Origin of the sequence: Geobacter sp. SVR, from assembly GCF_016865365.1 — a bacterium.
In the GTDB taxonomy this organism is placed as follows: domain Bacteria; phylum Desulfobacterota; class Desulfuromonadia; order Geobacterales; family Pseudopelobacteraceae; genus Pelotalea.
The window spans coordinates 1,869,062-1,891,365 of record NZ_AP024469.1 but is presented as its reverse complement, the minus strand read 5'-3'; the positions used below and the strand labels follow the sequence as shown (position 1 = coordinate 1,891,365).

At 59.9% G+C, this 22,304-nt stretch carries 19 protein-coding genes and 1 tRNA gene; 1 reads left to right on the top strand and 19 read right to left on the bottom strand.

What is annotated here, in order from left to right:
• Positions 1 to 87 precede the first annotated feature (87 nt).
• The 17 genes from GSVR_RS08745 to GSVR_RS08665 form a co-directional block, all read right to left on the bottom strand.
• Positions 88 to 1,539, bottom strand: a complete 1,452-nt coding sequence (locus GSVR_RS08745; RefSeq protein ID WP_173199006.1) for a multiheme c-type cytochrome — start codon at positions 1,537 to 1,539, stop codon at positions 88 to 90.
• Between the two features lie 176 nt (positions 1,540 to 1,715).
• Positions 1,716 to 3,830, bottom strand: coding sequence for a polyribonucleotide nucleotidyltransferase (pnp, locus tag GSVR_RS08740; protein ID WP_173199008.1), 2,115 nt, complete (start codon positions 3,828 to 3,830; stop codon positions 1,716 to 1,718).
• 229 nt (positions 3,831 to 4,059) lie between these two features.
• A complete protein-coding gene (rpsO, locus tag GSVR_RS08735) occupies positions 4,060 to 4,326 on the bottom strand; it encodes a 30S ribosomal protein S15 (protein ID WP_173199010.1) in 267 nt (88 codons plus the stop codon).
• A 106-nt stretch (positions 4,327 to 4,432) separates the two neighbouring features.
• The gene (gene truB, locus GSVR_RS08730; protein WP_173199012.1) at positions 4,433 to 5,347 is read right to left on the bottom strand and encodes a tRNA pseudouridine(55) synthase TruB; all 915 of its coding nucleotides are present in this window, start codon (positions 5,345 to 5,347) and stop codon (positions 4,433 to 4,435) included.
• Positions 5,341 to 6,303 carry a bifunctional oligoribonuclease/PAP phosphatase NrnA gene (locus tag GSVR_RS08725; RefSeq protein ID WP_173199014.1) on the bottom strand — a complete coding sequence of 321 codons (963 nt, stop codon included), beginning with the start codon at positions 6,301 to 6,303 and terminating at the stop codon, positions 5,341 to 5,343. Before GSVR_RS08725 ends, truB begins: the two co-directional genes overlap by 7 nt.
• A complete protein-coding gene (locus tag GSVR_RS08720; RefSeq protein WP_173199016.1) occupies positions 6,287 to 6,640 on the bottom strand; it encodes a ribosome-binding factor A in 354 nt (117 codons plus the stop codon). Before GSVR_RS08720 ends, GSVR_RS08725 begins: the two co-directional genes overlap by 17 nt.
• Before the next feature lie 84 nt (positions 6,641 to 6,724).
• On the bottom strand, positions 6,725 to 9,367 hold the full coding sequence (gene infB, locus GSVR_RS08715) for a translation initiation factor IF-2 (protein WP_173199018.1): 2,643 nt from the start codon (positions 9,365 to 9,367) through the stop codon (positions 6,725 to 6,727).
• Between the two features lie 5 nt (positions 9,368 to 9,372).
• Positions 9,373 to 9,975 carry a DUF448 domain-containing protein gene (locus tag GSVR_RS08710; protein ID WP_173199020.1) on the bottom strand — a complete coding sequence of 201 codons (603 nt, stop codon included), beginning with the start codon at positions 9,973 to 9,975 and terminating at the stop codon, positions 9,373 to 9,375.
• A gap of 9 nt (positions 9,976 to 9,984) precedes the next feature.
• The gene (gene nusA, locus GSVR_RS08705) at positions 9,985 to 11,157 is read right to left on the bottom strand and encodes a transcription termination factor NusA (RefSeq protein ID WP_173199022.1); all 1,173 of its coding nucleotides are present in this window, start codon (positions 11,155 to 11,157) and stop codon (positions 9,985 to 9,987) included.
• A 35-nt stretch (positions 11,158 to 11,192) separates the two neighbouring features.
• On the bottom strand, positions 11,193 to 11,678 hold the full coding sequence (gene rimP, locus GSVR_RS08700; protein WP_173199024.1) for a ribosome maturation factor RimP: 486 nt from the start codon (positions 11,676 to 11,678) through the stop codon (positions 11,193 to 11,195).
• 298 nt (positions 11,679 to 11,976) lie between these two features.
• Positions 11,977 to 14,673: a 2-oxoglutarate dehydrogenase E1 component gene (locus GSVR_RS08695; RefSeq protein WP_173199026.1), complete on the bottom strand. Its 2,697-nt coding sequence runs from the start codon at positions 14,671 to 14,673 to the stop codon at positions 11,977 to 11,979.
• Between the two features lie 196 nt (positions 14,674 to 14,869).
• Positions 14,870 to 14,943 (bottom strand) — tRNA-Gln (locus GSVR_RS08690).
• Positions 14,944 to 14,992: 49 nt separating this feature from the next.
• Positions 14,993 to 15,535 (bottom strand): 2-oxoacid:acceptor oxidoreductase family protein, encoded by a 543-nt coding sequence (locus tag GSVR_RS08685; RefSeq protein WP_173199028.1) that lies wholly within the window; start codon positions 15,533 to 15,535, stop codon positions 14,993 to 14,995.
• Between the two features lie 13 nt (positions 15,536 to 15,548).
• Positions 15,549 to 16,292 carry a thiamine pyrophosphate-dependent enzyme gene (locus GSVR_RS08680; RefSeq protein WP_173199030.1) on the bottom strand — a complete coding sequence of 248 codons (744 nt, stop codon included), beginning with the start codon at positions 16,290 to 16,292 and terminating at the stop codon, positions 15,549 to 15,551.
• A 58-nt stretch (positions 16,293 to 16,350) separates the two neighbouring features.
• The gene (locus tag GSVR_RS08675) at positions 16,351 to 17,409 is read right to left on the bottom strand and encodes a 3-methyl-2-oxobutanoate dehydrogenase subunit VorB (protein ID WP_173199031.1); all 1,059 of its coding nucleotides are present in this window, start codon (positions 17,407 to 17,409) and stop codon (positions 16,351 to 16,353) included.
• A gap of 122 nt (positions 17,410 to 17,531) precedes the next feature.
• Positions 17,532 to 17,735, bottom strand: coding sequence for a 4Fe-4S binding protein (locus GSVR_RS08670; RefSeq protein WP_173199033.1), 204 nt, complete (start codon positions 17,733 to 17,735; stop codon positions 17,532 to 17,534).
• A gap of 186 nt (positions 17,736 to 17,921) precedes the next feature.
• Entirely contained in the window at positions 17,922 to 18,224 is a 303-nt protein-coding gene (locus GSVR_RS08665) for a hypothetical protein (protein ID WP_173199035.1), read from the bottom strand.
• Between the two features lie 67 nt (positions 18,225 to 18,291).
• Here GSVR_RS08665 and GSVR_RS08660 point away from each other — a divergent pair, with 67 nt between their 5' ends.
• Positions 18,292 to 19,065: a hypothetical protein gene (locus GSVR_RS08660; RefSeq protein WP_173199037.1), complete on the top strand. Its 774-nt coding sequence runs from the start codon at positions 18,292 to 18,294 to the stop codon at positions 19,063 to 19,065.
• Positions 19,066 to 19,486: 421 nt separating this feature from the next.
• Here GSVR_RS08660 and GSVR_RS08655 read toward each other — a convergent pair whose 3' ends face one another.
• Positions 19,487 to 20,632 carry a mechanosensitive ion channel family protein gene (locus GSVR_RS08655; RefSeq protein ID WP_173199038.1) on the bottom strand — a complete coding sequence of 382 codons (1,146 nt, stop codon included), beginning with the start codon at positions 20,630 to 20,632 and terminating at the stop codon, positions 19,487 to 19,489.
• A 162-nt stretch (positions 20,633 to 20,794) separates the two neighbouring features.
• Positions 20,795 to 22,291 (bottom strand): Ig-like domain-containing protein, encoded by a 1,497-nt coding sequence (locus GSVR_RS08650; protein ID WP_173199040.1) that lies wholly within the window; start codon positions 22,289 to 22,291, stop codon positions 20,795 to 20,797.
• Positions 22,292 to 22,304 lie beyond the last annotated feature (13 nt).

Here is a 22,304-nt window from a genome sequence, read left to right as displayed (position 1 = left end):
GAAGTTCACGCCCTTTCATCACTACGAAGGCCCGCCGTGAGATGCACGGTGGGCCTTCGGATTTCTGCAGAGGTAAAATCGTTGCCGTTACTTAGCGTTCACAGCAAACACCCCCTTCTGCACTACCATATCAACCACCGGCAGCGGCGGCACCGTGTCCAACCCGTAGACGTTCTTCAGGTCGATATCCCTGGGCACGGCCCCCAGTACCCCCTCGGCCACAGCCTGATCCGCCTGGCGGTAACGCAGCTTGGCCTCTACGCTGACCTTGCCCGACTTCCCGCTGGGTGAGATGCCGTAGTAAACATCCTTGTAGCCCCGGGGAGGGATGGTTTCATGGCGGGAAAAGGCAGTGATGACCCACGGGTCGACGGAGAAGTGAAAGTCGTTGCCCATGCCCTCCGAGTTGAATATACGCACGTTGTCGGGCAGCGAGCCGTCCGGTTTGACTGATCCGCTGGTGAAGAGTACCTTGCCCCCCTCGTCCCTGGCAGTCACTTCCAGCCACATCTGGCGTACATTGGTCAGCGATGTCGGCAGATTGTGCCCGGCCCGGATATTCTTGACCCGGATCTTGATCTCTGCCAGGGTGCCGTCGCGGTAGACCGGCATGATCTCCATCCCTGCCGCTGCCTTGAGCCGGTCGATCGCCATCAAGTACTTCTCGGCCAGATTTGCAGCCAGGGCTTCGTCACCCGCTTTTTTGGCCGCAGCCGACGCCAGGTAATACAGCAGATAGTTGGCGCCGTTGAAGTAATGTCGGTACTCCCCCTTGGCCGGCTTCTTGAACTCGTCTGCCGAGCGCTTGAAGGTGGCGGTGGCCACCATATGGCAATCCTGGCAGTGTATGTTCTTCTGGGCATAGGGGCCCTGTTTCCACTCGTTGTAGGTGGCCTCCAGCGGAAAGTGCGCCTCGTAGTGATACACCTGATGACATGAGGCGCAGAGATCGGCCTTGGTGATCAGCGGGGACTGTTCGCAGCTGTGGAATCCGCCGCCGCAGCCCTCGGAGGGCTTGTTCGGCCCCCGCTTGACCAGCACCGGTCCGTCCTTGCCATCCTCTCCCGGTCTGAGGACAAAGGAGCCGTTCTCCGGCACCCCGGCCGGCGTCCGGGTGTGGGTCACGCTGCTGATGGAATGGCATATGTCGCAGGAGACGCCGTTCATTCCCAGGCTCGACAGCCCGGCCAACCCCGGCTGCTTGACCTCTCCGGTCAGGACGCCGATCGGCGAATGACACCCCTCGCACTGACGGGAAACCTCATGTCCGACCGCCTTGACCGCCTTGTTCAACTCCCCCTGATAAACCGGGTCCTGAAACGCCAGTTGATGCACCGAACCGTTCCACTCCCGGTGCTGGGTCTGGTGGCACCCGCCGCAGACTTCAGGAGGGGTAAAGGGGGCAGCGGTCTTTTCCCATCTCATCAGCGAGGGATAGTACGGGTAAAAGTCCCGGTCCACAGGGAAGACCGGATGTTCCGCGGCGGCATGTGCCATGCTTGCCATTACGACCAGCGCTACCAATGCTTTCAGTGCCATACCATCTCCTTTCGCCGGACAGATGTCGTTGGCTCCGCACAAAGAATTAGAACATTCTATCCTTTTATCGTTGCCTATCGGGACTGTCAAGCCGGCCCAGAGGAGGTATATTCCGGCACAAAAAAAGGGTGGAGCCATTGGCCCCACCCTTTTTCACTTCGTATGAAACGTCTGTCTTACTCTTCCCCACCCTCAACCTTGGTACCGTCCAAGTTGTAACCAAGGGCTTCCTTACGGGAGAGCTTGACCTTGCCGTTCTTGTCGACGCCGATGCACTTGACCAGTACCTTGTCGCCTTCGTTCAGCACTTCGGTGACGGTCTTGACCCGCTTGGTGTCAAGTTCGGAGATGTGCACCAGTCCATCGGTGCCGGGTAGGATCTCGACGAAAGCGCCAAAGTCCATGATCTTCTTGACGGTGCCCATATAGAGCTTGCCCTCTTCGGCATCATCGGTCAGACCGCGGATCATCTGGATGGCCATGTCGCAGGCCTCTTTGCTGGTGGAGGCGATGTTGATACGGCCGGTATCCTCGATATCGATGGTAACGCCGGTGGTCTCGGTGATGTTGCGGATGTTCTTGCCGCCGGTGCCGATGACATCGCGGATCTTGTCGGTCTTGACCCAGATGGTGGTGATGCGCGGGGCAAAGGAGGACATTTCCGGACGGTGGGAGGCCAGTGTTTCAGCCATCTTGCCCAGGATGTGCAGACGTCCCTCGCGAGCCTGCTTGAGGGCCTGCTGCATGATCTCCTTGGTTACGCCGCCGATCTTGATGTCCATCTGCAGCGCGGTCACGCCGTCGGCTGTACCGGCCACTTTGAAGTCCATGTCGCCCAGGTGGTCTTCGTCGCCCAGGATGTCGGACAGGATCGCGACCTTATCACCCTCTTTGATCAAACCCATGGCGATACCCGCCACCGGTGCGGTCACCGGCACGCCGGCATCCATCAGCGACATGCTGCCGCCACAAACCGAGGCCATCGAGGAAGACCCGTTGCTCTCCAGTGTTTCGGATACTACACGGATCGTGTAGGGGAAATCGTCATGCTTGGGCAGCACGGCCGACAGGGCGCGCTCGGCCAGCATGCCGTGGCCGATCTCGCGACGGCCGGGTCCCAGCCGGAAGCTGGTCTCGCCCACGGAGAACGGGGGAAAGTTGTAGTGCAGGAGGAAACGCTTGCGGTATTCGCCGTAGAGCGAGTCCATGCGCTGCTCATCGCTGGAGGTACCGAGGGTGGTGGTGACCAGGGCCTGGGTCTCGCCGCGCGTGAACAGAGCCGAGCCGTGGGTGCGGGGCAGAATGCCCGCTTCGGTGGCGATGGGACGGATGGTGGTGGTGTCGCGGCCGTCGATGCGGATGCCGGTGTCGAGAACATCGGCGCGGACGCGGTCGTATTCGAAATCGCCCAGAAAGGCCTTGATCTGCTTGGCGCTGCCTTCGAACTCTTCCTTGAGGGCTTCGATGGTTTCGGTCTTGATCAGGTCGATCTGGTTGTGACGTTCCTGCTTGGACTTGATCTTGACTGCCTCGCCGATGCGGTTGTAGGCCAGTTCGCGCACACGGGCCAGCAGGGCCTCGTTCACGACCGGCGGCTCGACCACGCGCTTGGCAACACCGACCTTTTTCTGCAGCTCTTCCTGGGCCTCGATCACCGGCAGCATGGCTTCCTTGGCAAAGAAGATCGCATCCAGCATGTCAGCCTCGGACACGAACTTGGCCTCACCCTCGACCATGATGATCGCATCGCGGCTGGCTGCCACGACGATTTCCAGCTCGCTCTTTTCCAGTTCCTCGGCAGTCGGATTGATGATCAGCTTGCCGTCTACACGGCCGACCTTGGCGCCGGCAATCGGTCCCTGGAAGGGGATGTCCGACACCATCAGGGCCGCCGAGGCGCCCAGCATTGAGAGGATGGCGGGATCGTGGTCCTTGTCGGCCGATACCACCGTAGCCATGATCTGGGTGTCGTTGAGGAAATTCTCCGGGAAGAGCGGGCGGATCGGGCGGTCGATCAGACGGCAGATCAGGGTCTCCGGATCAGAGGGACGTGCCTCGCGCTTAAAGAAGCTGCCTGGGATCTTGCCGCCGGCATAGGCCTTCTCGGTGTAGTTGACGGTCAGGGGGAAGAAATCCTGCCCCTCTTTGGCCTCTTTCTGCGCCACGGCGGTCACCAGCACCATGGTGTCACCGCTTCTGACCATTACGGCACCATTGGCCTGCTTGGCCATCTTGCCGGTGGAAATCGTGACGGTCTTGCCGCCAAACTCAACACTTACAACCTGTTCCATAATGTTCTCCTGTTGTTGCTGCTGTTGTAGGTTGTGTTGGGGCCGTCGTTACAACTTCTTTTTTCAGTCTGCGGAGTATCTACGAACTCTGACTCTGCGACTCAAAAAGAAGCTCTACCCACGTCCCCAACCAGAAAAATTAAAAGGGCCGAAAAGCCCTTTTGCCAAACGGACATACGATAGCAAAAAGGCAATATACCCGCGGGCTGTGCGGGTATACTGCCTTCGATTACCTGCGTATGCCGAGTCGTTCGATAACCTTCTTGTACCTGTCCAGCTCTTTGCCTTTCAGATAGTCCAGAAGGCGCCGCCTCTGGCCGACGAGCTTCAGAAGCCCTCTCCGGCTATGGTGGTCCTTTTTGTGAATCTTGAAATGCTCGGTCAGATAGGTGATCCGCTCGGTGAGGATTGCAATCTGCACCTCCGGAGAACCTGTGTCGCTGTCATGTTTTTTGAACTCGTTGATGATTTCCTGTTTTTTTTCGGTTGCCAGCACTGCCAACACCCCCTTTCACGATACGATTAACGGATGCTATTTCGACTACTACTTTATCACAAGCTAAGACTAATACCATAGCGGCAAGGCCATGTAAAGCGTTAAATCAGCACGCAAAGACCCGCTTCAGCACGATGCGCGGGCTGCGGTCGGCGAAGGGCTCCAACTGGGCCACCGCCACCAGGGCCCCCTGACGGCAGAGTCGCACCAGCACAGGCTCTTCGCAGGCAGGCCAGGCCTCCAGCTGGGTCTCCTGCAATTCCGGAGAACGGCCGTGCCGGACCCTGGTCAGCCCCGCCTCGGAAAGCGGAATCTCGGCCAGATGACACAGCGCTGCCGTCGGAGACATCCGCAACGTGTCCAGTGAACTGCTTGCCGCGGCTTGTTCCAACGCATCCAGACTGCAGGCGGCAGCCAGAGCAAAAGGCCCGCTGAGGGTGCGGCGCAGGGTCTCCAGTGCGGCGCCGCAGCCGAGGGCGGTGCCGATGTCGTCCGCCAACGAGCGGACGTAGGTGCCGCGCGAACAGGTAACCCGCAGCGAAACGAAGGGGAGTTCCAGGGCCGTCAGCTCCAGGCGGTGAATCTCGACCCGGCGGGACTGGCGTTCTACCTCCACCCCCTGGCGGGCTAGTTTGTAGAGCGGCTGCCCGTCACGCTTGATGGCCGAGTACATGGGCGGCACCTGGTCGATCGAACCGGTGAAACGGGCCAACACCTCGTCCAACTGCTGCCGGGCCACCCCGGAAGCGTCCGCCTCGGCCGTGATTCGGCCGGTCATATCGAGGGTGTCGGTGGACACTCCCAGTCGCATCACCGCCTCGTACTGCTTGAGACCTTCATCGAGAAAGGGGATCGCCTTGGTGCCGTCGTTGACGGCAACCGGCAGGACACCGGTGGCAAAGGGATCGAGAGTTCCGGTATGGCCCACCTTGCGGGTGCCGAGAATCCGGCGCACGCGACTGACCACGTCATGGGAGGTGATGCCGGCAGGTTTGTCAATAACGAAAAAACCGTCTAGCAAAGGGCAGATTCCACAATGGCATACACCTGGGACTTGACCGCTTCCAGCGAGCCGCTCACCGTGCAGCCGGCGGCGTTGTGATGGCCGCCGCCACCCAGGGCTGCGGCGAACCCGGCCACATTGACCTTGCCCTTGGACCGGAAGCCGATCTTGAAGACTTCAGCAGCGGTCTGGCGGAAGAATACCGCCACTTCGACCCCCTTGATCGAACGGGGATAGTTGATGAAGCCATCGGTAAGCTCGGCATTGGCACCGGTGGCCGTGTACATGTCCAGAGTCACGGTCAGCGATGCTGCCTGCCCGCTACAAAACACCTCCAGCGTCGGCAGGGCCAGGCTCAGCATCTCCAAACGTTTGAGGGGCTGGTTTTCGTAGACCTGCTCGGCCACGTCCCAGGCATTGACACCGCACTCGATCATTTCGCCGGCAATGGAAAAAGCCTCGCGGTTGGCGTTGGAATAACGGAAGGAGCCGGTATCGGTGATGACCGCCACGTACAGGCAAAGCGCAGTTTCGCGATCCAGGCGGTAACCGAAGGACTGGATGATGCGGTATATCAGCACACCGGTGGCTGCTGCAGCCGGATCGATCAGGTTGTGATGGCCGAAGGACTCGCATCCCAGGTGATGATCGATGTTGATCAGCGTTGCGACGCGTGTGAAGCGGCAGAACTCTTCTCCGGCGCGACGCCGCTCGCCCACATCCAGCACACAGGCGACGTCAAAGGCGCGATCGGGAATATGGGGCTGGACCGTATCCGCTCCCGGCAGGAAGGCATACATCTCGGGAACCGGGTCGCGCAGATGGACCACGACATCTTTGCCGATCAAGCGGAGAAAAGAGGCCAGGGCCAGGACAGAACCGACGGCATCGCCGTCAGGCCCCTCGTGGGAGGTCAGCAGGAAGGAGGAATTGCTGCGAATCTCAGCGACAATCTTTTCAATCGTTTCCGTCATGCGTTCCGATCTCTTTGAGGATAGAATCGATGCGATTGCCGTACTCCTGGGAGTGATCATACTTGAAGATCAGCTCAGGGATATGGCGTATGGTCAGCACGCGCCCCAGCTCCTTGCGAAGATGGCCTTTGGCGCTGTTGAGCCCGGCTTCGCTGCTCTTTTTGGCTGCTTCGTCCCCGATCACGGTATAGTAGATCCGGGCCAGGCTCAGGTCGTCAATCACTTCTACGGCGGTAAGGGTGACGAAACCGATGCGCGGATCGTTGAGGCCGCGGGACAGTATCGAGGAGATCGTCGTGTGGATGGTTTCGGCAACTTTTTCGGAACGCTTGCTCATGGAACCTCAAGGATCAGGGACCTGGGATCGGGGACCGGGACAAGTTTTCACTGATCCCCGGTCCCCGGTTACCGGTCCCTGATGTTACAGTTTTGCGGCTACTTTCTCGATTTCGAAGACCTCGATCAGGTCGCCGATCTTGATGTCGTTGTAGTTCTCCAGGCCGATGCCGCATTCGTAGCCGGAGGCAACTTCCTTGACATCGTCCTTGATGCGGCGCAGGGAGGAGAGCTTGCCCTCGTAGACCACCACATTGTCCCGCAGCAGGCGCGCCTGGGCGTTGCGCAATACCTTGCCGTCCTGGACGTAACAACCGGCGATATTGCCCACTTTGGGCACCGAGAACACCTCGCGGATTTCGGCCCGTCCCAGGTACTTCTCTTTGAGGGTCGGAGCCAGAAGCCCTTCCATGGCCTTTTTCACATCCTCGACCGCATCGTAGATGATGCTGTAGAGGCGGATGTCGACCCCTTCCTTCTCGGCCAGGGCCTGGGCCTTGACCTCCGGACGGACGCTGAAGCCGATGATGATCGTGTTGGAGGCGGCTGCCAGGTTGACGTCGGTTTCGGTGATGGCGCCAACGCCGGAATGGATGACATTGAGCCTGACCGCATCGGTGGAAAGCTTGCGCAGCGATTCTCCCACCGCCTCGACCGAGCCCTGCACGTCCCCTTTGATGATGACGTTGAGGTCCTTGACCTCGCCGCTCTGGATCTGCTTGTAGAGGTCTTCCAGGGTGATCTTCGCGTGTTTGGCCAGCTCCACCTCGCGCTGCTTGATCTGCCGCAGCGTGGCGATTTCCTTGGCCTGCTTCTCGTCCTTCATGGACACGAAGACGTCACCGGCATCGGGCACGCCCGACAGGCCGATCACCTCGACCGGCATGGAAGGACCGGCTTCCAGCACCTTTTCGGCCCGATCGTTCTGCATGGCCCTGACGCGGCCGGAATGGATGCCGACCACACAGTAGTCGCCGTTCTTGAGGGTACCTTCCTGTACCAGCACCGTGGCCACCGGACCGCGCCCCTTGTCGAGCTTGGCCTCCACAATGGTGCCCTTGGCCAGCTTGTTGGGGTTGGCCTTGAGGTCCATCACGTCGGCCTGCAGCAGGATCATCTCCAGCAACTCTTCCAGGTTGAGGCGTTTTTTGGCCGAAACCTCTACCATGGTGGCATCGCCCCCCCATTCGGAAGCGACCAGGCCGAACTCCATCAGCTCCTGCTTGACGCGCTCCGGTTTGGCATCGGGCTTGTCGACCTTATTGATGGCCACGATGATCGGAACGCCGGCCGCTTTGGAGTGGTTGATCGCCTCCCGGGTCTGCGGCATGACGCCGTCGTCGGCCGCAACCACCAGGACCACGATATCGGTCACCTTGGCACCACGGGCTCGCATGGCGGTAAAGGCTTCATGGCCGGGGGTGTCGAGGAAGGTGATTTTGCTGCCGTTGAGCTCGACGTCATAGGCGCCGATGTGCTGCGTGATGCCGCCAGCCTCGCCGGCAATGACGTTGGCTTCGCGAATTGCATCCAAGAGCGAGGTCTTGCCGTGGTCGACATGTCCCATGATAGTGACAACCGGAGGACGCTTTTCCAGGCTTTCGGGTGCATCGGGCACCGACTCCTGGATCTCTTCCAGGTCAACTGCCACGTTCTCGACCTCATAGCCGTACTCGGAGGTCAGGATGGCGGCAGTGTCGTAGTCCAGAGGATGGTTGATGGTTACCATCATGCCCATCTTCATCAGCGACTTGATCAGGTCGGTAGCCTTGATGCCCATGCGCTTGGCCAGTTCGCCCACGCTGATCGTCTCGGAGATCTTGATGATACGCTTGATGGCCTTGGGAACGGTGATCTCGGTGGTCTTGCCGCGGGTTTCGATCCCACGATCCCCCTTGCCTTTTTTCCTGGCTCCCTTGTAAACCGGATCGAAGATACGCTCACCACGCTTCTCGAGCAGCTCGTTCTTGCGTGGCTGTTCCTTGCGCTTGGCAGTGGGGGTCGCTTTCTTGCCCCCCTTGTCGGCATAGGCCCCTTTGCCGCCGCCGGGCTTGCGGCGATCGTCGCCGGCAGGAGCGGCAGGAGGCACCGGGACCTGCTTCATGCGTGCGCGATCCGGTTCCGGTGCAGCACCGGCCGGACCTGGCCGACGTTGCTGAACCTGCTCGCCGGAGCGGGGAGCGGATGCAGGGGCGGAACCGGGAGCGGCCGGACGCCGCGGGGTAACGGGGGCTTCCTTGGTGACCACCCGGGTGGGCCGGCTGGTGACTCCCGGTATATCAACCATGCCGAGAATGCGGGCTTGATTGGGAGTGGGCTTCTCCGGTTCGACAGGCTTGGGCTTCTCGGCCACGACCGGCTCGGCAGCCTTGATTTCGGGCTTGGGCGCCTCCTCGACGACAACCGGAGCTTCCGGCATTACCGACGCAGGCTCGACAACGGGCACTTCGGGCGCTTTCTCTTCCTTGACCTCAACGGGTGCCGGTGCCGGCGGCTCTTCGGCTACCGGTGAAGCCTTGGCCCTGCGGCGGATGATGTTGGTGGTGACCCTGACCTCTTCGGTGCCGCTTTCCTTGGCGGGGGAGGAGCTCAGCTTCTTGGCGACATCCTCGTCAACAAGCGATGTGGCTGTTTTGGCGTCCACTCCTATATCCTTCAACCGGGCAATCACCTCCCGAGTATCCAGTCCCAGCCGCTCGGCCAGGTTGCTCACGCGAATCTTAGTCATAGGTCTTACACCTCCCCCAGGAAGTTTCTGTATCGATTGATTTCATCGGCGATCCGCGCAACGAATCCGCCATCTTTAACGGCAACCGCGCTGCGTGGCGCCTTGCCGAGTATCGCACCGAGATCGTCCTTTGTCAGGACGCGGGCGCAGGGTATGCCGTGCACGCCGGCCAATTGCTCTATTTTTTCGCCTATGGCCTCGGACACGTCCCGGGCCACCAACACCAGACCCGGCTTGGTCCTGCTCCGGATGGCGTCGCTGACCAGCGACCCGCCGGAGACGATCTTACCGGCACGGTTGGCCAGTCCCAGGTACCCCAGGATGTGCTCGCGCATCTGGCGCGCTATCAGCTCGTTCAATTCTTCCGCGGGAAGCACGTTGACTTCCTTTTTGAAAGCGCGGTTGAACTGGCGCTGCTTTACGGCTGCGGCCACACACTCGGCACTGATGCAGGCATAGGCACCGCGACCGGGAAGCCGGGCGGTCAAATCGGGAACAACCTCGGACTGCGGCGACAGGACAAAGCGTATCAGGCTGTTCTTGTCGCGGGACTCACGGCATCCCAGGCAACTACGCTGCGGTTTTTCCTTCTGATCGTGCCGGGCCATACCCGCTGATTACTCCGTCTTTTCGTCCGTTGCCGAAGACTCGCTGCCTTCCTCTTCAACCGACGAATCGCCAGTGGTTTCATACAGTTCCGGCTCGGCCGACTGAGTGCCGTCAAATGAGGCGAATTCCTGCAATTCGGCCTCCGCGGCCTTGGCTTCGCTCTTGATGTCGATGCGGCAGCCGGTCAGGCGGGCAGCCAGGCTAACATTCTGCCCCCGCTTGCCGATCGCCAGAGAGAGCTGGTCGTCGGCCACGACAACCTCCAGCACACGGTTCTCTTCGTCCACGAAAACCTTGGATACCTGGGCAGGGGCCAGGGCGTTGCAGGCGAAACGGGCGATATCTTCCGACCAGGGAATGATATCGATCTTCTCGCCGCGCAGCTCCGACACGACGTTCTGGACGCGGGCGCCGCGCATACCGACGCAGGCACCGACCGGATCGACATCGGAGTCGTTGGAGGAAACCGCCACCTTGGCACGGCTGCCCGGATCGCGCACAACGGCGTTGATTTCGACGATCCCCTCGGCCACCTCGGGCACTTCCGCCTCGAACAGCTTGGCCAGCATGCTGGGATGGGCACGCGAAAGAATGATCTGCGGCCCTTTGGTGGTCATGCGGATGTCGGTGATAATGGCCCTGATGCGATCGCCGGGACGGTAAACTTCACGCGGCATCTGCTCCTTGGAGGGCAGGATCGCCTCGGCGCGCCCCAGATCGACCAGCAGGTCTCCTTTTTCAAAGCGCCGCACCATACCGGTGATGATCTCCCACTGACGGTCGTTGTACTCGTTGAAGATGGTTTCGCGCTCGGCCTCCCGCACCTTCTGGATGATGACCTGTTTGGCTGTCTGGGCGGCAATGCGGGTAAAACCGCTGGAATCCAGTTTTTCGCCGAGGGAGTCTCCCACTTCGACATCCGGGTCGATTTCACGCGCCTCATCCAGGCTGATTTCCTTGTAGGAATCTTCAACCTCGTCAACAACAGTCACGAACTCGAACAGTTCCACTTCACCGGTCTCAGGATTATAGTGGGCTTCCAGGTCACGGGTGTTGCGGTATTTCTTGTTGGCAGCGGTCAACACCGCCTGCTCCATGGCCTCCAGGACAACCTGCCGGTCGATCCCTTTCTCCTTGATAATCTGCTCAATGGCGTGTTTGAGGCTGATGTTCGTTTCCACGATTGCGTCTCCTTGCTGACGTGTATGAAATCAGATCAAAATTCAAATTCCAGGTTTGCCTTGGCCACCCGATCCAGAGGTATCGAGGCGGTCTGCCCCTCGGTCAGCTTCATTACGACCTGCCCATCCCTGAGCCCGTCCAGAAGTCCGAGAAACGTCTTGCGCCGGTTGCCGGCATCGTCAGGGTACGGCTCATAGGTGCGCACCTTGATCAGCCGGCCGGCAAAACGTTCGTAATCGGCCGTAGTCTTGAGCGGCCGGTCGAGGCCGGGGGAGGAAACCTCCAGGTTATACTCGCAGGGAATGAAATCCTCGACATCCAGGGCGGTCGACAGCTCCCGGCTGAAATCGGCGCAGTCGTCCAGGGTCACTCCCCCTTCTTTGTCGATGAACAGCCGCAGCACCGCTTCACGACCGCTGCGTTTGAACTCGACATCCACCAGCTCGAGCTGCAACGAGTCAAGGATCGGCAGCGACAGGGCGGTAACGCGCTCGATTATGTCATCTTTGTGCTGAGCCATACCCTGTTTTCCCCAAATAAAAAAGTGAGCCTTGCGAGCTCACTTTTTAGTGAACATAAATTTTACAAATGCTAGCACGACAAACTAGCGAATGCAAGCCTTTTTTCACCTGTTTTCGCGTTCGTGTAACCGATTTGTCACGGTTTCGAAAAATATTTTGCGGCGGCAGCCGTGAGTGCCTGAAAGAGCAGAACCCTACCGTCGCCGGTTCGCAGCCACCACCCCGCCAAAATCTTGGGACAGTGGCCTTTCAGGCCAGCACTGACAGGGAGCCATCACGGATTCAGACCAGAAATCCTCATTCGAAGGCTGCCCTGATAATCTCTGCCTGCTGTTCCGCGTGCAGACGATGTGAACCAACCGCCGGACAGCAGTCCTCCGGCCGGCCGATATAGCGGATACCGCTTCGCAGGGAGGCCAGCCGGGTACGCAGCCAGGGCCAGGCCCCCATGTTTTCCGGCTCTTCCTGGACCCATGTCACGACAGCATCCTCCGGCAACCGGGACAGCGCCTCCGCCACCAGGTCGGCGCGGAAGGGGTACAACTGCTCGATCCTGATCAGGGCCAGGTCGCTGTCTCCCCTGCGCTCACGCTCCTCCGCCAGCTCATAGTAGATCTTGCCGCTGCAAAGCAGCGCGCGCCGTATCGAGGCCGGCTCGACGCCATCTGCCAGCACCTCGCGAAACGAACCGGTGGTCAGCTCATCCAGACGGGAGACGCAGCGCGGGTGACGCAACAGGCTTTTGGGGGTGAAGACGACCAGCGGCTTGCGAAAGGCCTGCCTGACCTGGCGGCGCAGAAGGTGAAACATCTGGGCCGGAGTGGAGGGATTGGCCACCACCATGTTCTCTCCGGCGCAGAGCTGCATATAGCGCTCTATCCGGGCGCTGGAATGCTCCGCCCCCTGCCCTTCGTATCCGTGCGGCAGCAGCAGCACCAGCCCGCTGGCCCGGTTCCACTTGGTTTCACCGCTGGAAATGAACTGATCGATGATCACCTGGGCGCCGTTGGCAAAATCGCCGAACTGCGCCTCCCAGGCAACCAGCCCCTGCGGGTATTCCAGCGAGAAACCGTATTCGAATCCCAGCACGCCGAATTCGGACAGATGACTGTTAAAGGCCTGGAAAAAGGCGCCGTCCCGGGCGATGCCCGCCAACGGCGTATGGGTGGCACCGCTGTTCACGTCGTGCAGGACGCAATGGCGATGATTGAAGGTGCCGCGGGGGGTATCCTGTCCGGACAGGCGCACCGGCGCCCCCTCATTCACCAGCGTGGCGTACGCCAGCGTTTCCGCATTGCCCCAGTCGATGCCGTTCCCCTTCCGGACCGCTTCGAGGCGTTTCCGGACCAGGGCACCGATCTTGTCGTGGGGGGTAAAACCGGGGGGGAGTTCAGCCATACGCTCTGCCAGTGCGAGCAGGATTTCGGCGGGCACTCCGGTTTCGACCGGCACGGTGCCGTACTCGCGGGAGATCTGATTCCAGTCGGCCCGGAAGCTCGGCTCGCCCCCCTGCGGCTCCCGGTGGAACGCCGACTCCAGCCGGTCAGCAATGCGCTGCTCGGTCTCTGCCAGTACGGCCGGGGCCACACCTTCTTCGGCCAGGGCCATGGCGTACAGGCGATGGACCGGTAGGCGGTCGGTAATCTTGCGGTACATCAGCGGCTGGGTGAAGGCAGGTTCATCTCCCTCGTTATGGCCATGCCGGCGATAACAGATTAGCTCGATCACCACATCCCGGCCAAAGGCCTGCCGGTAGGCCAGCGCCAGCCGGACGGCCTGCACCGCCGTCTCAGGCGCTTCCCCCTGCACGTGGAAGATCGGGCAATCCAGCATCTTTGCCACATCAGTGGCATACAGGGTCGAACGGGCATCCTTGGGGGGTGTGGTGAAGCCGATCTGGTTGTTCAGCACGATGTGGATGGTTCCGCCGGTACCGTATCCTTCCAGTTGGGACATGTTCAGCGTTTCCATCACGCTTCCCTGTCCGGCGAAGGCAGCGTCGCCATGGATCAGAAGCGGCATGATGCGCTGTGCCCCATCCGCGCCAGAGCGATCCTGGCGGCCGCGGCACTTGCCCTCCACCACCGGCCCGACCGCTTCCAGGTGGCTCGGATTGGATGCGAGAGTCAGATGCAGCGGACTGCCCGCCACCGCGATGTCATTCGTATACCCTTGGTGATACTTGACATCCCCTTCCCCGACAAATCCAAACGAGGTGATGTCGCGGAATTCGGCAAAAATCCGTTCGTACGGCTTGCCGAGAATATGAGCCAGCACGTTCAGACGTCCCCGATGGGACATGCCCATCACGATCTCGGAAATTCCTGCTGCCGGACAGGCGCGCACTATGGCATCCAGGACCGGAATCAGCACCTCTCCCCCTTCCAGGGAGAACCGTTTCTGTCCTACGAACCGCCGGTGCAAAAAGGACTCGAACAGAGCGGCCTGCTGCAACTGCTCCAGGATATGCAGCTTCTCATCGGGAGCAATCGAGGGATGATTCCGGATCGGTTCCATCCGGTCGATCAGCCACTGGCGCTCGCCGGGATCCTGGATATGCATGAACTCCACCCCCAGCTCGCGGCAGTAGGTTTCACGCAGAGTGGCGATGATCTCCCTCAGGGTGGCCCGCTGCAGAGAGAAACCGGGAACGTCGAACACCGTGTCCAGGTCGGCGTCGTTCAGGTCAAAGGCGGACAATGTCAGCAGGGGATGATCGAGTTGGCAGGGGGAAAGGGGATCGGTGCAGGCCAGCAGGTGGCCGAGGTAGCGATAGCGGTAGATCAGGGACTCGACGTTGGCATATTTCTGCGCCAGCCTTTCGTCGCACGGGACGCCCCCCACGGGGGTCGCTGCCCCCAGCTTGAAACCACTGAAAAAGACCTGCCATTCCCGCGACACCGAGCCGGCATCGCGCTGCCAAGCCTGGCAGAGCGATTCGATCCATTCGGGTGAAAAATTGGAGAGGAAACCATTGTCTCTGTCATCAGCCATAGATCAGTTCCTGCCATTCCTAGAATGATCGGGGATTCTTTCGTTAGGTTATCATAAATAGAGGAGCCACGTGAAAAAAAGTCCCGCACATTCACCGCCGGCTCCGGCAGCCGCCTCGATGTTCCCATCGAGAGTATCGGCCTGTCTTTCAACAAAAAAAGGGCCACGCTCAATAGCGCGACCCTTTTGTTTTTTATGGCTGGGGTACCTGGATTCGAACCAAGAGTGACGGAGTCAGAGTCCGTTGCCTTACCATTTGGCGATACCCCATCAGAAGAATATTTCTTATACCAACGCCCAGCATAACAGTCAAGCCTTTTTAACCGCGTGCCGCCGCAGCGCCAGCCTCGATAGCCCGGACATTGGCCGGGATCAGCCGGTGGTTGCGCTCCGGCAGCGCCTTCGCAAGCGCCGCCTCCAGCGACTGCGGGGCGAGCGCACCGGTAGCGGCCGCATAGGCCCCACAGGCTACCATGTTGACCATCCGCACATCCCCCAGGTCGATGGCGATCTGATTCATCGGCACCGGCACAAGGCGCACACCCGGCAGTTCGACACCATCGCACGGTACCAGTGACGAATTGGCGATGCAGATCCCACCCGGCCTGACGCGGGCGGCATATTTCTCGAAAGACAGCGGGTTGAGCAGCACTGCGACCGACGGCTGCCCCACTACCGGTGAGCCGGTATCGCCATCGGCGAACACGATCGTGCACATGGCTGCTCCGCCGCGTTTTTCAACGCCGTAGGCCGGGAAAAAGGAAACGTTTTTGCCCTCGTGTATGGCGGCATAGGAAAGCAGGTTGCCGGCCAGCAGCACCCCCTGCCCTCCATACCCGGAAATGAACAGATCGTGACGCATGGAAACTCCGCCTTTACAGATTCGCTGTGTTGCGCTGCACGCCCAGAGGGAAATAGGGGATCATCTCATCCCCCACGCGCTGGTTGGCCGCCAGGGAGGTCATGCCCCAGTTGGTCGGGCAGGCCGCCAGCACCTCGACAAAAGAAAAACCCTTCTTTTCCGTCTGGTACCGGAAGGCTGTCTTGATCACCTTCTTGGCCTGCATGATGTTCTTCGGATTGTTGACCGCCACGCGGGCGGAGAAGCCGACCCCCTCCAGTTGTGCCAGCAGTTCGGCCATGCGGATCGGATAGCCGTCCTTGGAGTGGTCGCGGCCGTAGGGGGAGGTGGAGGTTTTCTGCCCCACCATGGTGGTGGGTGCCATCTGGCCCCCGGTCATGCCATAGGTGGTGTTGTTGACGAAAATCACGGTGATATCCTCACCGCGATTGGCGGCATGGATGATCTCCGAAGTGCCGATGGCCGCCAGGTCGCCGTCACCCTGGTAGGTAAAGATGATCCGGTCGGGACGCGCCCGCTTGGCACCGGTGGCAACCGCCGGGGCACGGCCGTGGGGCGCCTCGATCACATCGATGTCGAAATAGCCGTAAAGAAAGACCGAGCAGCCGACCGAAGCCACGCCGATCGTCTCTCCGCGGATGCCGAACTCGTCCATGGCCTCGGCCACCAGGCGGTGGGCTGCGCCATGATGGCAGCCCGGACAGAAATGGGTCTGGACATCCTTGAGACTCTCGGGCCGTGCAAATACCTGTTTCATCTATTCCTCGCAAAGGTGCTTTGCGGCCCGCATCGGGACGCGTCAACCTGCCCTGGTATCAGTATCGTTTACGGATCTGCTCGAACAGCTCTTCCGGAGTGGGCAGCGATCCGGCCCCCGGTGGGCGCCCGTAGAAATCGACTTCTACATCCCTGGCCACCGAAAGACGCACATCCTCGATCATCTGGCCAGTGCTGAGCTCGATATCGAGAAAGCGCTTGCAGGTCCGGGACAGATCGAGAAAGGCCTGCCGGGGAAAGGGGAACAGCGTGACCGGACGCAGCAGCCCTACCCTCAGGCCGGCCTCACGGGCCATGGCAACGGCGGTCCGGGCGATGCGGGCCACGGAACCGAAAGCGGTCACCACCAGCTCCGCATCCGCGGTCCCGACCTCTTCCCAGCGGCATTCCTGTTCCGCCAGTTCCTGGTAGCGGGCGTGCATCTTCCAGTGGAAGGCCTCCATCTCGCCATCCCCCAGCTTGAGCGACTTCACCACGCGCTGCGCCTCCCCCTCCTGCCTGCCGCGCACTGCCCAATCTTTTACCGGCAAATCCACAACAGGACGGGGATTGGCCACAATCGACTCCTTCATCTGGCCGATGACCGAGTCCGCCAGAACCATCGCCGGAATGCGATACAGATCGGAGAGATCGAAGGCCAGCATGGTCAGGTCATACATCTCCTGGACCGAATTCGGCGCAAGCACGATGATGCGATACCCGCCGTGACCGCCACCGCGGGTGGCCTGCCAATAGTCGGCCTGGGACGCATCGATGCCCCCCAGACCGGGGCCCTGACGCATGATGTCCACAATCACCCCGGGCAGCTCGGAACCGGCCATGTAGGAGATACCCTCCTGCTTGAGCGAGATACCGGGGCCGGAGGATGAGGTCATGCAGCGCACGCCGGCAGCGGAGGCCCCCAGCAGCATGTTTATGGCAGCCACCTCGCTCTCGGCCTGGATGAACTCCCCCCCCAGCCGTGGCAGCTCACGGGAGAGGTACTCCGGAATATCACTCTGCGGGGTAATCGGATAGCCGAAATAGTAACGGCAGCCGGCCTCCACAGCGGCCATGGCCACCGCCTCGTTACCCTTGACGAACAATTTTGATGACATTGCCAACTCCATCCTGAACATGAGACCTATTCCCGAATCCGCAACACCGGAGTGCCTGAAACAGCAGCCCCACGTCCGGGGCTTCCGGCAGATTCAGGAAATGGGGAGGTTGCTGCCTCCGGTCATTTAAAGACTGTAATAGCCACGTCGGGACACATCTCGGCGCACAATGCGCACCCGGTGCATTTGTCTGCCCCGGAGAAGACGGCCACGGTAAATCCGATACTGTTGGGGGTTTCGCTCATCCGGACAAGGGTTTTGGGGCAGGCGATGGTGCACAGTCCGCACCCCTTGCAACGCGTTTCGTCGATGACTATGTGCGGCATACTCCATCCTTGTGCTCGAATTCGAAGATCTTTCCTGTAGCAGCTTCTTACTTTTACGTCAAGATTACTTTCGCTTCCCCAGCATCAGACACACCACGAAAAAAAGGGACCGCCTCACACGGTCCCTTTTCTCTCTTCTGCGCTCATGCTCCCGCTTCTCCGCTTATTCACGGGAAGCGCAGTCTGTCATGCGCCGCTGCCGGTTTCAATCAGCTCCAGCATCCTGTGCGCCTCATCCAGCTGGTCATTCAGCTGCCTCAACTCGTCACGGGTATACACGGCGCTCCCTCGACCTATCTCCATATTCAGCCTCTCGATCCGCTGCTGAATGGAATCTACCTGGCTGCCGCAATTCATGGCCACCAGCAGGCATTCGTTTTTCTGATCCTGCATGTGCGGGGCCATCGCTGCTTCATCTGCATGGGCCGGCATGGCGGCAATCATCAAGGCTGCCGCCAGAACCGGAGTTATCTGGGTTATCCTTTTCATGACCGACCTCCCATTGATTTTGTCTACATCCTTGTGCCCAGAGTAAACTTTTTATGAAGGGGTGTAAATGAAATTGATAACGATTATCAAAAAATTGTTGTTAAAGAGACGAGGCAACAATCTGGATTCGATGATTGGTATTTGGGACAGCTGCGGACCTGCAGAGCCGCCTGGCAGCGGTAGCGGCGGCTGTACCAATCCGCACCCTACCCCTTTGCGGCGGATGAAATTCGATCCGCTGACCGATCGAAGGGCGCAGAAGCCGCAGATCGAAGAGCAAAAGCGGGTATGGTCAGGAAGACCGGTGGCTGGAGATATGCGCCGGATGCAGACAGGTGTAGAAGGAAATCGAATCGACCGCATATTTGCAGGTGCGGGCCCGGAGCAGGCAGCAGGGAAATTGCTCCGGCAGGGGGTCAGTCCGACACTCCGTCAGCATCGGCTCGTGCACGACAATTCCCGAGAGACGCGGTTTACGCATAGGTACCTCACGAAGCTGGATTGGCACATCAACGGCAACGTCCAAACGGATGGTCTCCGCTGCCGGTGGCACGCCTCAATGCTCGATTATGGAAAAAGATGCTGCAGAACGCGTGCTGAACTCGCTTTTGTAAGGATGCATGCAGAAGCAGACCAGTCCGACGCACAACGAGTATTTGCACTGGGGCACATGATTCAGGCATTCATAGGTGAGGGACGATATCAGCAGAGTCCGGCACTTTTGAATATCGGGCTCGACAGTGTTCATAAAAAACACCCTTCCACAGGAGCTGGATATGAAAATTGTTACGCAGTCCCGTCAATTGTCAACAATGGCACGATCGGAACGACTGTGATGTGAGGCACAGCTTTTTAGGCCGGGGCAACGTATCATCACAACCATGATGACTACGACTGAAGCCGGAAAAACAGAATTGTCGCGCCGTTTGCCAAACTGCCGCCGCGTAATGCTGCACTGCTTCCTGGCGGTTCTCTTCGCCGCGCCGCCCATGGCGCTTGCCAGTCGCGAAATCTCTGGGCTGCCCGGAATGCCGTCCGCAATGTCAGCGGTGACAAGCATGGCATCTCCGGCATCAAAACAGGCGCCCTCCTCTCAACCCCAGCTGTCCCTGCCTCAGAGCACCCCGCTCCAGATGATGGAGTTCAAGCCGGTGCCGAGCATGAGCTTCGAGCCGGTGCAGTCCATGAAATTTGCACCGGCACAGCCAATGAAGTTCAACATGGCTCCCACCGCGGAAAAGCACCCTTCCTAGAGCGGCTTCTCAGGATGGCCGGGGCCCGTCGGACTGTCGGCCGCTCGGCAGCCCGGCGGCACTCCCACGGGGAGCGCCGTCTCCCGCATCCCCCGAATCAACCATCTCCGCCCGAAAGCGCGGCAGGCACTGGGGATAGCGGGCCTGCATGAACTCGATCAGCTTCTCGCGCACGTGGCAGCGGAGCTCCCACAGGTTCGGGGCGCTGTCCGCGCTGACCAGGGCTCTCAGTTCCAGCGAATGCTCCCGGGCATCCGTAACCTGCAGTGCCCAGGCCACCTGGTTCCAGTACGGGGCTTTGTCCAGTATCCGCCGTAACTCCTCGCGCAGCTCATGGATCGGGATGGTGTAGTCGGTGTGCAGCATGACCGATCCTATCAGGGGCGAGGTAATGCGGGTCCAGTTTTGGAACGGTTTCTCAAGAAAATAGATGATGGGAACGACCAGGCGCCGCAGGTCCCAGATCTTTACCACCACATACGTCAGCGTTATCTCTTCGATAACCCCCCATTCCCCCTCGACGATCACCACATCATCGATGCGAATCGGTTGGGACAGCGCAATCTGGATGCCAGCGAAAAAATTGGCGATGGAGCGCTGGGCGGCAATGCCGGCAATAACGCCGATAATACCGGCCGAGGCCAGGATACTGACACCGACCTGCCGGATGCGGTCAAAAGTCATGAGCACCAGGGCAAAGGCGATCACCAAGAGCACCACCAGGCAAATCTTGACCAGGACATTGATCCTGGTATGCACCATGCGGGCCCGGAGATTGTCCTTGACCCTCACGTCATACCTGCTGAGAACCACGTCCTCCAGCCCCAGAATCGTATTGATCAGGAGCCAGGTTCCCGCTGCGATGAGACAGGGAGCAAAGACATGCTGCAGCGTTACCCGGATATCTTCGTGAAACCGCAGAAAAGGGGAGAGAGCAGCCATCAGCAGAAGCGGCAGTATCACGCGGGCGGGCCATGACCAGCGCTGCACCATGCGGGGATCGCTGAATATGAACCCCAGATTGGCCATGCGGTCAAGAAAGTGAAAGATGAAACCATACAGGAACAAACCTGCCATGAAGGCAATAAACAGCAGCCCGAACGAAAACAGAGTCGCTTCCCACCCCCTGAGGCTCTCAATAAGGAGATGCAGCATGCAGGCGCCCTTTGTGAATGATCGGCTCTCCCCGATAGTACCGGAGAGCATTCGTCTGACGGACCAACGAGGAAAACCCCGGCCCTCTCAACGGCCGTGAAATCGGCAGAGAAGACCGGGGCTCGACTCGATATTATCGGATCATGCCTGAAACGTGCACTGTCACGGTTGCTTTGTCAGCTCGAACCGGTAGTTCAGACTCCAGCCGTTGGTGTGATTTTCGATGGCGGTTCCGGTCATGGTGCCACCCGTGACGGTCCCACTTCCGATGTCCTCCTCATCGGTCATGTAATAAGGCGAATAATATTTGAAGTTGAATCGCACGGTTTGCCCGGTCACGGTGCCGGTCAATGTGCCGACCGACCGCTCGGGTGACCCGTCGCGCAAGGTGGTGACGCCGGACAGGGAGGTTCCACTCTGACTCAGGACCCATTGCATGGTGTATGTTTTGCCCACTTCCACCGAATTATTGGCATCCTCATAAATCGTGTAGGTACCGACCCATGTTCCTGAAAAATCCGCAGGGGTCACGGTGAAAGCAGTTGAAGACGATTTGTCGCCATACGTTGCACTGATGGTTGCCGTGCCGGGTGCAACAGCGGTGGCATTCCCATCCGGAGCGATGGTCGCAACCGAGCTGTCGGACGAGGTCCATGCCACCGAATCGCTCAGGACATGGTTGCTGCCGTCGGAAAACAGACCGGTGACGACGAATTGCCTGGTCGTCCCGGCAGAGGCGCTCGGGTTGGCGGGTGCGATGGCAATGGACTGCAGTACCGCCGTAGTTACAGTCAGCGGTGTGGAGGCGGTTATGGAAGCGTCCCGAGGAGATACTGCCGTAATGGTGGTCGTGCCGGCAGCGGCAGCGGTGACTATCCCGGTCGATGTAATTGCCGCAACGGACGGGTTCGAGGAACTCCAGGCCACGGATGCACTCATGTCCTGCCGGCTGTCGTCCGAGAAGGTCCCGTTCGCTACGAACTGCTGTGATATGCCGGAGGCAAGGGTGGCATTGAGGGGCGTTATGCTCAGTGATCGCAGGGTAGCGGAGGTCACGGTTACCGTGGCCGTTCCCGGAACCGGCACTCCGTCCATGCTGGCAGTGATGGTGGCCTGGCCGGGGGCGAGGCCGGTAACGGTTCCATCGGTCGCTACCGTGGCAACGGACGTTGCGGAGGAACTCCAGGTGGCATTGGTCAGCTTTTGGTTGGTATTGTCGGTGTATTGCCCTTTGGCGGTAAGCTGTGTCGTCGTCCCGGCCGCTATTGTCACCTGAGCGGGTTCGATTTTGATGGAATCGAGCTTTGTGACCGGCACGGTCAAAACAGTAGAGCCGGAGGTCGAAGCGACCTTTGCCGTGATAGTGGTGGTACCTGCGGCAACGGCAGTGGCCTTTCCGTTTGCGGCGATAGTGGCCACCGCGGTATCGGAAGAGCTCCATACGGCCGAGGCGGTCACATCCTGGGTGCTGTTGTCGGCATAGGTGCCGACAGCGGAAAACTGGAGGCTGGTGCCGATGGCCAGACGATTGTTGGTCGGCTGGATCTGGATTGAAACCAGCGCTTTTTCGGTGGCAGTCTTACCGGTACCGGAGCTGCCGCCGCTACATCCGAAAGCCGTCATTAAAGCGACCACCACAAGCAGGTACGCGATCCTCATATACCCTCCTTGA

Coding starts and splice junctions, on each gene's coding strand:
- GSVR_RS08745 (WP_173199006.1), bottom strand. CDS start 1,539: ATGGCACTGAAAGCATTGGTAGCGCTGGTCGTAATGGCAAGCATGGCA.
- pnp (WP_173199008.1), bottom strand. CDS start 3,830: ATGGAACAGGTTGTAAGTGTTGAGTTTGGCGGCAAGACCGTCACGATT.
- GSVR_RS08725 (WP_173199014.1), bottom strand. CDS start 6,303: ATGACGGAAACGATTGAAAAGATTGTCGCTGAGATTCGCAGCAATTCC.
- GSVR_RS08720 (WP_173199016.1), bottom strand. CDS start 6,640: ATGAGCAAGCGTTCCGAAAAAGTTGCCGAAACCATCCACACGACGATC.
- infB (WP_173199018.1), bottom strand. CDS start 9,367: ATGACTAAGATTCGCGTGAGCAACCTGGCCGAGCGGCTGGGACTGGAT.
- GSVR_RS08710 (WP_173199020.1), bottom strand. CDS start 9,975: ATGGCCCGGCACGATCAGAAGGAAAAACCGCAGCGTAGTTGCCTGGGA.
- rimP (WP_173199024.1), bottom strand. CDS start 11,678: ATGGCTCAGCACAAAGATGACATAATCGAGCGCGTTACCGCCCTGTCG.
- GSVR_RS08695 (WP_173199026.1), bottom strand. CDS start 14,673: ATGGCTGATGACAGAGACAATGGTTTCCTCTCCAATTTTTCACCCGAA.
- GSVR_RS08685 (WP_173199028.1), bottom strand. CDS start 15,535: ATGCGTCACGATCTGTTCATTTCCGGGTATGGAGGGCAGGGGGTGCTG.
- GSVR_RS08680 (WP_173199030.1), bottom strand. CDS start 16,292: ATGAAACAGGTATTTGCACGGCCCGAGAGTCTCAAGGATGTCCAGACC.
- GSVR_RS08675 (WP_173199031.1), bottom strand. CDS start 17,409: ATGTCATCAAAATTGTTCGTCAAGGGTAACGAGGCGGTGGCCATGGCC.
- GSVR_RS08670 (WP_173199033.1), bottom strand. CDS start 17,735: ATGCCGCACATAGTCATCGACGAAACGCGTTGCAAGGGGTGCGGACTG.
- GSVR_RS08665 (WP_173199035.1), bottom strand. CDS start 18,224: ATGAAAAGGATAACCCAGATAACTCCGGTTCTGGCGGCAGCCTTGATG.
- GSVR_RS08660 (WP_173199037.1), top strand. CDS start 18,292: ATGAAATTGATAACGATTATCAAAAAATTGTTGTTAAAGAGACGAGGC.
- GSVR_RS08655 (WP_173199038.1), bottom strand. CDS start 20,632: ATGCTGCATCTCCTTATTGAGAGCCTCAGGGGGTGGGAAGCGACTCTG.
- GSVR_RS08650 (WP_173199040.1), bottom strand. CDS start 22,291: ATGAGGATCGCGTACCTGCTTGTGGTGGTCGCTTTAATGACGGCTTTC.